The organism is Streptomyces sp. NPDC005784 (assembly GCF_042871525.1).
Lineage (GTDB): Bacteria > Actinomycetota > Actinomycetes > Streptomycetales > Streptomycetaceae > Streptomyces.
The window spans coordinates 15,832-28,772 of sequence record NZ_JBIAIQ010000009.1; the positions used below are offsets into that span (position 1 = coordinate 15,832).

Genomic DNA, 12,941 nt, shown 5'->3' on the forward strand with positions numbered 1-12,941 from the left:
CAAAGATCAAGCATCGCCGCCGTACGCTGGAACTCTCTGGAGGGAGCCGCCATGTCCGCCGCCACCGAGGAACGCCCCGCACCGGAGCGCATGCCCGCCCTCTATCTCAGCCATGGCGCGCCGCCGCTCGCCGACGACCCGGTCTGGCCCGGCCAGCTCGCCGCCTGGTCCGCCGGCCTGCCCCGCCCCAAGGCGATCCTCATGGTCTCCGCCCACTGGGAGGAGGCTCCGCTCGCGCTCGGCGCGATCGAGACGATCCCCCTCGTGTACGACTTCTGGGGCTTCCCCGAGCACTACTACCAGGTGACGTACGCGGCCCCGGGCGCTCCGCTGCTCGCCGAGTCCGTACGGAAGCTGCTGCGTGCGCCCGGTACGCCGGTGCAGGACATCCCGGACCGCGGACTCGACCACGGCGCGTACGTCCCCCTGGTGGAGATGTTCCCCGAGGCGGACATCCCGGTGCTCCAGATCTCCATGCCGACGCTCGACCCGGTCCGGCTGTTCGAGATCGGCCGGAAGCTGGCGCCGCTGCGTGACGAGGGCGTGCTGATCGTCGGCTCCGGATTCTTCACCCACAATCTCGCGGCCCTGCGGCACACAGGCGGGGGCGTCCCCACCTGGTCGAGCGAGTTCGACGACTGGGGGCACCGCGCGCTGGAGGCCGGTGACGTGGACGCGCTGCTCGACTTCGAGCGCAAGTCCCCGGCGGGCCGTCTCGCCCACCCGCGCACCGAACACTTCGCCCCGCTCTTCGTGACCATGGGCGCGGCCGACGCCTCCGGAGAGCTCGACGGGCATCGGTCCGTGATCGACGGATTCTGGCTGGGGATGGCGAAGCGGTCGGTGCAGTTCGGCTGAGCGCCTGTGTTCCTGTCGGCTGAGCGCCTGTGTTCCTGATCCGGGACCGAGCGGCAGGTGGCCCGAGCGCAGGTGACCCGGACGGCGCCTGATCCGAACGGAATGGGAACTGGACTGCGCCTGATCTGAACGGCATGGGACCCGAACGGCACCTGATCTGAACGGCACCCCCTGGAGGGCGAGTTCTAGCGGGCGAGTTCCTTCTCGTACCAGGCGACGTCCCAGTAGCGGCCGAACTTGCGGCCGACCTCCCGGTAGGTCCCGACGTGCTGGAACCCGAAGCGTTCGTGCAGACGCACGGACGCTTCGTTGGGCAGCGCGATGCCCGCGTACGCGCGGTGCAGGTCCTCGGTGGCGAGCGCCGCGAACAGGGCTTCGTAGAGGAGCGTGCCGACGCCGCGGCGGGCGGCGTCCGGGGCGACGTAGACCGTGAGCTCGACCGAGGTCGCGTAGGCGGGCTTCACGCGAAAAGCGCTGGATGTGGCGTACCCGAGAATCTTCTGTGAATCCGTGTCCGTGGCAACCATCAGGCGGTGCGGTCCGTCTTCAGGGTGGGAGAGCAGCCACGGACGACGTTCTTCCGGCGTGAAGACGTCGGTGTCGAATGTGATGGGCGTCTCACGTACGAAGTGGTTGTAGAGGTCCGTGAGTGCGCCGAGGTCGGCTGCGACTCCCGGCCTGACCTGCACATCTGTACGTTCTGACCGCATCAGCCCTCCCGTGTGGTGCGACAGGGTACTGCATGATCAGAAAAATCAAGGTGCGGGTTGGGAATTCTGTCCTGATTCCAGTCGTTGTTTCCATCAGATGCCGGGCACCCGGGAGGGTGAAACCCGATGTCCAGGACCACCCGCAAGCCCACCACGCAAGGGAGCACGCATGGCAACCCGTGCCGTCGCCCGTCGTAAGTCCGCCACCGGCGGGACCGCCGACGCGGCACGCAGTGTTCGCGCCGGAGGCGGCGAAATCGCCGATCGCGACCTGGTCGGCATGTACCTCGACGAGATCGCGCGAACACCGCTGCTCGACGCCGCCAAGGAAGTCGAGTTGTCCCAGGTCATCGAGGCGGGTGTGTTCGCGCGGCAGATCCTCGACGGCGAGGCGGAGGCCAAGGCGGACGCGTCCCGTGAGGAGCTGGAGGCGCTGGTAGCCGACAGCGAGCGCGCGAAGGACGTATTCATCCGCTCGAACCTCCGGCTGGTCGTGGCCGTGGCGCGCCGTTACCCGCGCAGCGGCCTGCCCCTGCTCGACCTGATCCAGGAGGGGAACGCCGGCCTGGTCCGCGCGGTCGAGAAGTTCGACTACCGCAAGGGCTTCAAGTTCTCGACGTACGCCACCTGGTGGATCCGGCAGGCCATCACCCGTTCCATCGCCGACCAGTCGCGCACGATCCGCCTCCCCGTCCACCTGGTCGAGGAGCTGGGCAGGATCCGGCGCGTGCAGCGCGAGTTCAACCGTGAGAACGGGCGGGAGCCCGAGCACACGGAGATAGCCGCCGAGCTCGGTTCGACGCCGGAGCGCGTGGGCGACGTGCTGGACTGGGCCCGCGACCCGGTCTCGCTGAACATGGCGGTGGACGACGAGGGCGAGACCCAGTTCGGCGACCTGCTGGAGGACACCTCGGCCGTGTCGCCCGAGCAGTCGGTTCTCACACTGCTGCGCAGCGAGGAGCTGGACGACCTGATCGGCCACCTCGACCAGCGCACCGCCTCCATCATCAAGATGCGGTACGGCATCGAGGACGGCCGGGAGCGGACGCTCACGGAGGTCGGCAAGGAGCACGGACTCACGCGCGAGCGAATCCGTCAGATCGAGAAGCACGCCCTGCTCGAACTGAAGAAGCTGGCGCGCGACACCGGATTCGACGCGGCGGCGTAGCGACGGAGGGGCGACGGAGGGGCGACGGAGGGGCGCGCGCAGCGTACGGGGCGAGCGGGGTGAGTGGGCCGTACGGGTTCATTCACCGCGAGGGTGCGAGACCCGCCTTGCCCGGTCCGCGCACGGGCACGCCCGCCACGTTGGCCACAAGTCGACCAGACATGGCCATGTAAGGCCGCTTCAACCTGCTGGGCTCTGGGAACAAGACTTCAGGGTCCACGCTTCAGGGTCCCATCCGGGCGGATGCACACCGCCCCCGAGAGCCGAGTCCCGACGCACACCCCCCCGCGCCGGGACTCTCCCAGAGCCGAGCTTCGGCGCCTCCCCCCTGGCGCCGAAGCTCGGCTCCATCTTGTTTCGGGGGACGGGTTCTTCTCCGGGGTTGAGCCGAGACCCGAACGGGGGTCGCGCGCCGGGATCCGAATTCGCGCCGGGATCCGAATCAGGGCGAGCCGTGCCTTAGGGCCGGTCTCCGAGCCCGGGTCCCAAGGGGCGGGACCGGGGTGCGTGCGGTGGGGTTCCGGGCAGGATGGGGGCGGGCCACCCCGAACCTGAACCCCGGGGTGACCCGGATGGCAGATTCTGCCACAGCGGCATAACCTGCCGTCCCTGACGGCCCGACGGGTGCCACCGGTCCCGCACGCCCTGCCGACCGTCAAGTGCGCCGTCAAGTGCCGTCGGTCTGCGGGACTCCTCCCGCCCGGCTCAGCCGTGCGCCCAAGGCCCTTATGTACTCCACCAGTTCTCTCGGCTCCCGGACCGTGAACTCGCAGTCGACCATCGCGATGCGCACTGCCAGCCATTCCACCGAGTCGCCGGCGGCGGCGCGCAGGCGGCAGCTGTGCTCGTCGATCGGCTCGGGCACGCCGACCCACGCGGGCACGCGCGCAGCGACGAAGTCGGCCGGCGCGGCGAAGGTGACGTCGAACGTGTACGTGTCCTGCCGCCGGTACATCGACTGCCGCAGGAATTCGGCGGCGTTCCCGGTCGGCAGTTCGCGGGGTGCGAACCGCGCCCCCGTCGGGAAGGGCTCGGTGACCCGGTCGACGCGGAACGTCCGCCAGTCCTCGCGGTCGAGGTCGTACGCGACGAGGTACCAGCGCCGGCCGGTGGAGACCAGCCGGTACGGCTCGGTCAGCCGCCGCGACGGTGTTCCGTCCCCGGAACGGTAGGCGAACCGCAGCCGCTCCTGTCCCGCGACGCTCGACGCCATCACGGTCAGCGTCTCGGGTGCGATGCTCGCCCCGTCTCCGCTGGTCAGGGGTGTGGTCGCGGCCTGAAGCGTGGACACGCGATGGCGCAGCCGGGACGGCAGCACCTGCTCCAGCTTGGCGAGGGCCCGTACGGAGGCCTCGTCCACGCCCGCGACGGCGTGCCCGGCGCCGGCCCGCAGGCCCACCGCGATGGCCACGGCCTCCTCGTCGTCGAGGACGAGCGGCGGCATCGCCTTGCCCGCCACCAGCCGGTAGCCGCCGTCCGCGCCCTTGGTCGCCTGCACCGGATAGCCCAGCTCGCGGAGCCGGTCGATGTCGCGGCGGACCGTGCGACGGGACACCCCGAGGCGCTCGGACAGCTCGCCGCCGGGCCACTCGCGGGGCGTCTGGAGGAGGGAGAGGAGCTGGAGAAGCCTGGCCGGTGTGTCGGTCGTCATGTTTTCCAGGGTGCCGCAGAACTAGGACATGATCTGACCTAATCGGCGCCTACCTTTACGACATGACCTCCACCGACATCTCTGAGACAGCTCTCAGCAGCCCGGAACCCGGCGCGGCGGCCGACCGACGGCGCTGGTTCGCTCTCGCCATCGTGATGACCGCGGCCTTCATGGACCTGGTCGACGTCACGATCGTCAACATCGCGATCCCGTCGATCCAGCGGGACGCGGGCGCCACGTTCAGCCAGATCCAGTGGATCACCGCGGGCTACGCGCTGGCCTTCGCCGCGGGACTCATCACCGGTGGGCGGCTCGGCGACATCCACGGCCGCAAGCGGTTGTTCCTGATCGGCATCGCCGGTTTCACGATCGCGTCGGCGCTGTGCGGCTTCGCGGCGAACCCGGAGATGCTCGTCGCCTCGCGCATTCTGCAGGGCGCCATGGCCGCGATGATGGTGCCGCAGGTGCTGTCGATCGTGCACGCCACCTTCCCTGCGCACGAGCGCGGCAAGGTCTTCGGCCTCTTCGGCGCGATCGTCGGTCTGGGCGCGGTCTCGGGTCCGCTCCTCGGCGCGCTGCTCACCGAGTGGAACCTCTTCGGCCTGGAGTGGCGGCCGATCTTCCTCATCAACCTGCCCGTCGGTATCGTCGCGCTGATCCTGGGCCGCCGCTTCATCAGCGACTCCAAGGCCCCGAAGGCCCTCAAGCTCGACCTCGTCGGCGTCGCCCTCGTCACCCTCGGCCTGCTGATGCTGCTCTACCCACTGACCCGCGGCCGTGAGCTGCACTGGCCGCTGTGGGGGTACGCGTCGATGGCCGGCTCCCTCGTCGTCTTCGCGGCGCTGGTGGCGTACGAGAAGTGGAAGACGGCGCGGGACGGTTCGCCGCTGGTCGAGCTGTCGCTGTTCAAGGTCAAGAGCTTCGCGGCGGGCATCGCCGTGCAGACCGTCTTCGGTGTCGCGCTCGGCATCTTCTTCCTGGTCTGGACGCTGTACATGCAGATCGGGCTGGGCTGGAGCGCGCTGCGGGCCGGGCTGACCGGGGTGCCGTTCTCGATCGCCGTCTCGGCCGCGGCGGGCATGTCCGTGCAGCTGCTGGTTCCGCGCTTCGGGCGCAAGGTACTCCAGGCGGGCGCCCTGCTCATGGCGCTCGGTGTGCTGCTCTACATCTGGGAGTCCGACCGGTTCGGCATGTCCATCGCCTCCTGGCAGATGGCCCTTCCGCTGGTGGTCATGGGCGCGGGCATGGGCTTCATCGTCGCCCCGCTGACGGACGCGGTGCTCTCGGAGGTTCCGCGCGAGCACGCGGGCTCGGCGTCGGGGCTGATCAACACCGTGCAGCAGATGGGCAACGCGCTCGGCCTCGGCCTGGTCTCAGTCGTCTTCTTCGGCGAGATCAGCGACCGTATGACCCCCGCCCAGGTGGGCCCGGCCTTCGCCAACGCCTTCGAGCACGCGCTGGGTTGGGTGGCCGCGGTGCTGACCGTCATCTTCCTGCTGATGTTCGCCCTGCCGAAGCGGCCGGCACAGCATGTGGAGGGCGCGGATGACGGGACGGACGCCCAGGACCGGATTCAGGACCAGGACGAGGACCCGAAGCAGGATCAGGACGAGGACCGGAAGCCGGAACTCATCGGCTGAGCCCCGCCCGGCGGCTCGTTGCCGTGCCGGCCTGAGGGGCAATCAACCAGAGGTCCGCCACCACCACGCTCGTCGCGGAGGTCCAAGACGGAAGGGGCCCCGGCACCTCAGGTGCCGGGGCCCCTTCCGTCTTCAGCCCAGTCGTGCCGCGCGCCGTTCCATCGCGTCCCGGGCGGCGTCCTCCGTCGCGTACACCTCGCACATGTGCCGCCGGTCCGGCGTCGCCGTGTGCTCGACCTCCCACAGGGAGATCTCCTGCCCGTCGCGCAGCAGGAACGCGTGCTCGTAGAGCGAGAAGCACAGCCCCGCCTGACCGGCGCGGCAGGGGCGCCCGAAGGCCTGCGTGATCTGGTGCGCGAACGCCTCCCGGAGCAGGAGGGTCGTGAGGTCGGCGCCCGGCCGGTCCGGATTCTCCGCGCGCCGCAGAAGCCGGCGCGCGTGATCGGCGGAGTCGTCGGGCACGTAGGTGTGACGGGGCTCGGGGATCGCCGACAACTGCACGAACACGGGCAGCTCGAAGTCCGGTGCGTCCGGAGGGAGGGGGAGCCGGGCCGTGGCGGCGCGCAACTCCTCCTCGTCGACGTAGACCTCGTGCTGTGCGTCGCGACCGGTCGCCGTGTTGTGCACGAGTTCCCACAGCGTGACGGCGGAACCGTCGGCGAGCAGCCATGTGTGCCGGTACGTCTCCCGGTGCAGCCCCGCGCTGTGGTGCGCGGAGTGCAGCGAGCTGTCGTGCGCCAGCGCGCAGTCGAGTCGCCGTATCGCCTCGTCGGGCAGCTCGAACGAGTTCAGGGCGCGGCCCAGAAGTCGTGCGAGATGCTCCTCCGGAGACTCGGGCGACTCGGGTGGTTCGTACGCTGCTGTCTCGTACGGAACGCTCAAGGTTTCTCCCGGCGTTGCTGCATGTCACCTTGTGGGTGCATACCGTAGCCCCTCGGTCGGACATCATGTCCGCGAACCGAGAAAACGTACGGACGGAAAACGGGCGGGTCGCGCGGCAAGTTCCCGCACGGCCCGCACGGACGTCAAAAGGCCCTCGTCAGACGGCACTTCCCGCGGTCCACGCGCTCCACGAAAGGTTCAAGCCGTTGAGCCCATTGTCCGGCACGACGGTCTTGTCGGAACAGTTCCCGACCGCTACGACGTTCCGACGAGCGAGTCGTGATCCGCACCATTACGTGAAGAGGACGCGAGTGGCGACTCAACGGGTTCCCGTCACCCCGAGCCGATCACCATCACCCGGGCCGAACATCATTCCGCGAGTGAACCGGGCGGGGCGATCGCCCAACTAGCTCTCTCCGTAGAGCTCTTCGTACGACGGCCACGCACCGCCCGGCCCGTCCACCGACTCCGCGGCACGCACAGCGCGCACGATCGCGCGCGTCACGAGGTCCGCGCCCGCCGCGAGGATCTCGTTGAGCGCCAGGGGGTTCTCGGCGGCGAGCGGCCGCGCGCCCGTGGCCAGCGCGAACACCGTGTCCCCGTCGTTCAGCAGATGCACCGGCCGCACGGCCCGCGCGATCCCGTCGTGGGCCGTCCCCGCGAGCTTCTGCGCCTGCGCCCGGGTCAGACCGGCGTCGGTGGCGACGACGGCGAGCGTGGTGTTCAACGGAGGCGGCGCGTTCCTCGCGGCGGCGCCCGCGAGCCGTCGCCGGGCGGCCTCGCGCACCGGGGCGGACGGACACGCCGTCCGTCCTCGCGCCAAATCCCCGTACAGTGCCCCCGTTTCCGGTTCCACCACCGAGCCCACCGCGTTGGCCACCACCAGTGCGGCCACCGTGATGCCGGACTCCAGCACCGCGCTCGCCGTCCCGACCCCGCCCTTGAGCTGCCCGACCACCGCCCCGGTGCCGGCGCCCACGCCTCCCTCGCGCACCGGCGCGCGCAGCGCACTCGCGTCGGCCGCCTCGACCGCGGCGCGTCCGGTGGAAGCGTCCGGCCGTGACCGGAAGTCGCCGCCACGCCCGAGATCGAAGACGCAGGCGGCGGGCACGACGGGCACGACGTGCGTGGGGTCCGGCCCCACGCGCACTCCGCGTCCCCGCTCCTCCAGCCACGCCATCACGCCCGACGCCGAGTCCAGCCCGTACGCGCTGCCGCCGGTCAGCACGACCGCCTCGATCTTCTGCACGAGATTGCGCGGATCGAGCGCGTCCGTCTCCTTCGTGCCGGGCCCGCCGCCGCGCACGTCCACGGCGGCGATCACGCCTCCCTCGGGAGCGAGCACCACCGTCGTCCCCGTGAGCCAACCGTCCCCGGTACGCGTCGCGTGCCCCACCCGCAGACCCGCGACATCTGTCAGAGCGTCAACTGTCATGCGTCCAGTGTTCCCCGGCCACGGGCCCCGGAGCGGCAGCCGTCCGCACCGGGATCGGGCGCCGACTCCGGCGGCGCGCCGTCCTCCCTGTGCGCCCCTGCTCGTCTCCCATGCGCCCGCCCCCTGCTCGTCTCTCTACGCGCCCCTTGCCGCGCCGTCCGCCGCTTCCCGCGTCACCATCCGCGTCGTCATCACCACCCCGACCGCCACAGCCAGCGCCGAGACGATGCCCGCGGCGAGTACCGCCCAGTCGCCCAGGAAGGTGCACAGGATGACGAGCAGCGCGGTGGTCGGCAGGACGAGCTGCTGGGCGATGCCGACCTTGAAGTGGCGGGAGTGCAGCGCCCAGACGGCGAGGAAGTACAGCGCGGTCGGCAGCGTCACCGCGGCGGACGCCGAGAGTGCCGAGATGTGTGCCGTGCCGACCGTCTGCTCCACCGCGACCTCCAGACCCGCGCCGATCGCGGCAGCCGACGCGAAGATCAGATAGTGGCCGTACCCCCAGAGGAACGCCTGCCCGTTGGATCGGAGATGGCCGTGGATCGGCACGACGAAGTAGATCCACCAGGCGGAGAACACGATCAGCAGTCCGCCCGCGGCGATGGGCAGCAGCTCGCCCAGCGCGTCGTGCTCGTCGACGGCCGACTTCACCGCGACGGTGGCGGCGGCGATCGTCTCGCCCAGCACGATGATCGTGAACAGTCCGTACCGCTCGGAGATGTGGTGCGGATGCCAGGACGTGGTGAAGTCCTTCTCCGCGAACAGCGGGACGCAGAGCTCGGCGACGGCCACCACCAGGAACACCCACGGGACGCCCGCCTCCGGCGTGAACAACAGGCCCAGCCAGCCGACCTGGCACAGCAGCACGCCGCCCGCGTACCGCAGCGCCATGGTTCTCTCGGCTCCCTCGGCGGACCGTGCCACCCGTAGCCATTGCGCGATCATCGCGAACCGCATGATCACGTAGCCGATCCAGACGACCAGGAAGTCATGGCTCTCGAACGCTCTGGACACCCCGGCCGCGAGCACCAGGACGCCTGCGATCTGCACCAGCGTGACGACCCGGTAGAGCACGTCGTCATTGTCGTAAGCCGACGCGAACCAGCTGAAGTTCATCCAGGCCCACCCGTGAGCCAACGGAGCAACACCGCTCTGACCTGCGGTTCTTAACGGAATCGCTCGGAAACCCCAAGGGGACCCGGGCACCGCAGGCCGAGGGCGGTCACCTTCGGCGAACGGATGACAGATGGAACGGCAAGACCTCCCCGCGCTGCGTGCCCTCGGTTTCGAGGACGACGAACTCAAGCTCCTCGGGCTGTGGGAACCGGCTACCGGCGAGCCGTCCGACCTGGCAGAGGCGTACATCAGGCGGTCGAAAGCAAAGGACACCGTGTCGGCACTGCGCGGCCACCTGCGGGATATCTGCCGGAAGGCGCGCGAGGAAGGCAAGCAGATCCGGCACGTCTGGTTCGAGCAGAAGTCGGCGAGTAAGGCGCACGTCCGGCGCGAGGAATTCGAAAGCGCCGTATCCGCTGTGAAGCAAGGTTTGTCGAAAACGCTCTACGTGTGGCGCACCGACCGACTTTCGCGCCGGGGTATCGGTGCCGTGGTGCTGATCATCGACGAATTCAACGTGAAGCACGCACGGATCGTCGTCACCTCGGAAGGGCTGGACTCGGCACAGCCCGGAATGAAAATCGTGTTTTCCATCCTCGCCGACCGGGCCGAGGAAGAGGCAAAGTCAATCGCGGTGCGCACGGCAATGGGTACGGCAGCGCACAAAGCTGACGGGCGGTGGCCGGGCGGTGTGACGCCGTTCGGTCTGGAGTCGCCCAAGGGTTCCGGAAAGCTGCGGCGAAACGCCGAATACAAGCACTCTCGCCGCATCGCTGAACTCCTGCTCGCTGCCCGTACCCCTGCCAGCATTGCCGAGGAACTGAACAGCGAGAAGATCACGACGCGGCACGGTAAGAAGTGGCGCGCGCAAACCATCATCCACATGTCCATGTCTGTTTCCTGGGCCGGTCTCGTGCCGAACCGGGAACGCGTGCTGGACGAGGACGGAAACCCCACGGACAAATACCGGCGCGAGTCGGAACCTCTCATGAACGCCAAGGGGCACCCCGTGGAATGCGGGGAGGGCGTCGTCACGTATGACGAACTCCTGAAGATTCGCGCGCTGATCTCCGGCCGGTCCCGCGCTGGCTCTGGTTCTGCAATCGGAGACAAGCGCCGAGGAATCCGTCAGCCGGTCACGATCCTTACGGATCTCTTCAAGTGCCCGCACTGCGCCGGAATCATGGGCAACGGGGGCCGTAACTACAACTGCCGCACTCGTGCAATGCAGGGGCCATCTGTCTGCACCGGTGCGGCGACACAGCGCGAGCGGGCCGAGGACGCGGTTACGCAGCTCTGGACTCGGCACATTCTCAACCTGTCGCCCGAGTCGGAAACCATCCAGAAGATTGCCCGGCGCTGGCTCAGCTACCAGGACCCGGCCAAGGAAGCGCGCAAGCGGAAGGTGTCGGCAGCACTGGAAAGCGCCGTAGGCCGTGAGATGCGGCTGCGTAAAGAGTTCCACGTAATCGGAAGGATGAGCGAGGAGGATTACGCTTACCTCATGCAGCAACTCGGGAGCCAAATCGAGGTGCTGAAAGCGGAGTTGGCCGAACTCAGCAAGGAAGCTGACCTTTCCCCGCTGATGGATGCCGAGGCGCTGACGGCGATTTGGGACAGCGAGGGAATCGAGGGGCGGCGCGCGCTCCTGCAAGCTGCCATCAAGTCGGTGACCATCACCCCGGCCAAGTACAAGGGTGATCGGACGCCGATTCATGACCGGCTCAAGGTCGAATGGCGGGATGCAAAGGACCCGGCCGCGCTGGCAGCGATAGACAGCGCCATGGGGTTGGTTGAGCGGACGCGGCAGCACCGTGAGGCCGAGGGATTGTAAGCCCCTGTAGGCAGCGCTGAGAGGCTCTGAGAGGCCCGGTGGGATAACTCCCCGCCGGGCCTTTCCCGTACCCGCAGATGGCCGCACGGCGGCTTTAGCGACTGGCCAGCGCCGAGGGTTAGCCGCACGGCCCCCAGGGAAAGCCGCTGGCGCCCGTCTGAGCCGTTCCCGCCGCTTTGTTGCTCGGGAGCACCGCGAGAGCCCCGTGTGGCCACACGGGGCGTCCATCCCAATTATCTGACGGTGCGTCAGATTCCATCACTTAACCAACTCCCTCTCTGGAACCCACGCAACAGGAGAGACAACAGGGAGGTTGCGCGGTGCCCATCACAAACACCCTTGACCTAGAGACGCTTTCGGCCCGCATGGACTCATGGGCGAGCGAGAGGGACACACAGCGCGGCCGACTCGTACGCGCTTTCCGGGCCAACCGTGGCAACTCCACGGATCGGCAAGCGGCCCGCCTCGCGCTGCTCATTGCGGAAGCTGCCTAAAGAGCACCCCGTCAGAGATGGCGGGGTTTTCATTTGCCTTGATTACGCCGAAAGCACTGAGAGCCGCACCCAGTTGCGCCGAAAGCACTGACGGCCCAAACCCAGTTACGCCGAAAGCGCGGACACCCGGTCGGTGATTCCGCCGAATGAACGGAGATTGAAAGCATGGAAATTCCGAACTACACCGAGTTGCTTACAGCCCTACGAGCAGCGCACCGCGAGGCGAGCGAGGGGCTAAGCGGCCAAGCTACGCGCACCCCTTCCCGCTCTCTTGCTTACACGTACGAGCACCTAGCGACAGCCCTAGGCATCGTTGAGTCTGTTCTGACCGGCCAGGAATGCGCACTTCCCGCGTGTAAGAACCCGATTCCTCACAGGGAGCCGGGCCAGCCGGGCCGCGCCGCTCTCTACTGCGGGAAGCGTTGCCGGGACCGGGCGGCCTATCAGGCGAGGAAACAGCGGGAGCAGCGAGGGGCTGAGAGCTAATACAGAAACTCTATAAATGCAGTTGTGTAGAAATGAACTACATTCTAGATATACCTGTAGAGCCTCTACTAGTAAACGACGAACGCGGTCGTCTACATCGAGCTTCGTCCCACCCCCTTGGAGGAGTAATAAACAGTGATCTTTGAAGATCCAAGCTGCGACGTTTGCGACACCCCACTATCCGGCCGACAAAAGCGGTATTGCTCCGACCGGTGCCGACAAGCACACAGACGCGCTAGGAGCCTCACGGCCGCTGAGCAGCGAGCAAAGCGCATGGGTAAGGACTGTGAGCGCTGCGGCGACGTATTCGACCCCCGGAACGGCGGCCAGCGGTATTGCTCTGAGAACTGCGCAGCGCAGGCACGAGACGCCGGATACGAGGCGCGCGAGGACGCTGTGTGCCAGCTCGACGGATGCGGGGATAACGCGGGTTGGGACGGGACCGGCCGGGCCCGCCGCTATTGCTCGGACGCGCATCGGAAGAAGGCGTACCGGCAGCGGAAGCGCGCGGCCTAGCTGAAAGGCTCTGTGCGGCCCGCTGAGCGACGATCTCTGGCCCGCTGCACCCTCGCGTCTAGGCATTCCTCGGGGGCCCGTAGAGAGGCGCTGAGAGCCCGAGGTGAATCGGGATACAACTCGGTAACGCCCCTTGAGCTTATGTGCGCTT

The 12,941-nt window shown here is 68.3% G+C and carries 9 protein-coding genes; 4 read left to right on the plus strand and 5 right to left on the minus strand.

What is annotated here, in order from left to right:
- The first annotated feature begins 51 nt into the window (after positions 1-51).
- Complete coding sequence (locus ACFYR3_RS17030; protein ID WP_389283620.1) at positions 52-858, plus strand: dioxygenase; 807 nt, start codon at positions 52-54, stop codon at positions 856-858.
- 185 nt (positions 859-1,043) lie between these two features.
- Here ACFYR3_RS17030 and ACFYR3_RS17035 read toward each other — a convergent pair whose 3' ends face one another.
- Positions 1,044-1,568, minus strand: coding sequence for an N-acetyltransferase family protein (locus ACFYR3_RS17035; protein WP_355856574.1), 525 nt, complete (start codon positions 1,566-1,568; stop codon positions 1,044-1,046).
- A gap of 169 nt (positions 1,569-1,737) precedes the next feature.
- Here ACFYR3_RS17035 and ACFYR3_RS17040 point away from each other — a divergent pair, with 169 nt between their 5' ends.
- Positions 1,738-2,736 carry a sigma-70 family RNA polymerase sigma factor gene (locus ACFYR3_RS17040; RefSeq protein ID WP_355856572.1) on the plus strand — a complete coding sequence of 333 codons (999 nt, stop codon included), beginning with the start codon at positions 1,738-1,740 and terminating at the stop codon, positions 2,734-2,736.
- A 667-nt stretch (positions 2,737-3,403) separates the two neighbouring features.
- On the opposite strand, the gene ACFYR3_RS17045 is transcribed toward ACFYR3_RS17040, so the two are convergent.
- A complete protein-coding gene (locus tag ACFYR3_RS17045) occupies positions 3,404-4,387 on the minus strand; it encodes a YafY family protein (RefSeq protein WP_355856569.1) in 984 nt (327 codons plus the stop codon).
- Between the two features lie 62 nt (positions 4,388-4,449).
- Between ACFYR3_RS17045 and ACFYR3_RS17050 the strand changes: the two genes are divergently transcribed.
- Positions 4,450-6,027 carry an MFS transporter gene (locus tag ACFYR3_RS17050; protein WP_389283623.1) on the plus strand — a complete coding sequence of 526 codons (1,578 nt, stop codon included), beginning with the start codon at positions 4,450-4,452 and terminating at the stop codon, positions 6,025-6,027.
- Between the two features lie 132 nt (positions 6,028-6,159).
- On the opposite strand, the gene ACFYR3_RS17055 is transcribed toward ACFYR3_RS17050, so the two are convergent.
- The 3 genes from ACFYR3_RS17055 to ACFYR3_RS17065 all read right to left on the minus strand — a co-directional run bounded on the left by ACFYR3_RS17055 (position 6,160) and on the right by ACFYR3_RS17065 (position 9,709).
- Positions 6,160-6,909, minus strand: a complete 750-nt coding sequence (locus ACFYR3_RS17055; RefSeq protein WP_355856563.1) for a DUF6227 family protein — start codon at positions 6,907-6,909, stop codon at positions 6,160-6,162.
- Between the two features lie 406 nt (positions 6,910-7,315).
- Entirely contained in the window at positions 7,316-8,344 is a 1,029-nt protein-coding gene (locus ACFYR3_RS17060) for a P1 family peptidase (RefSeq protein ID WP_355856561.1), read from the minus strand.
- A gap of 135 nt (positions 8,345-8,479) precedes the next feature.
- On the minus strand, positions 8,480-9,709 hold the full coding sequence (locus ACFYR3_RS17065) for a low temperature requirement protein A (RefSeq protein ID WP_389283625.1): 1,230 nt from the start codon (positions 9,707-9,709) through the stop codon (positions 8,480-8,482).
- Between ACFYR3_RS17065 and ACFYR3_RS17070 the strand changes: the two genes are divergently transcribed.
- Positions 9,591-11,294, plus strand: coding sequence for a recombinase family protein (locus tag ACFYR3_RS17070; RefSeq protein ID WP_389283627.1), 1,704 nt, complete (start codon positions 9,591-9,593; stop codon positions 11,292-11,294). The genes ACFYR3_RS17065 and ACFYR3_RS17070 overlap by 119 nt on opposite strands.
- The last annotated feature ends 1,647 nt before the right edge of the window (positions 11,295-12,941 follow it).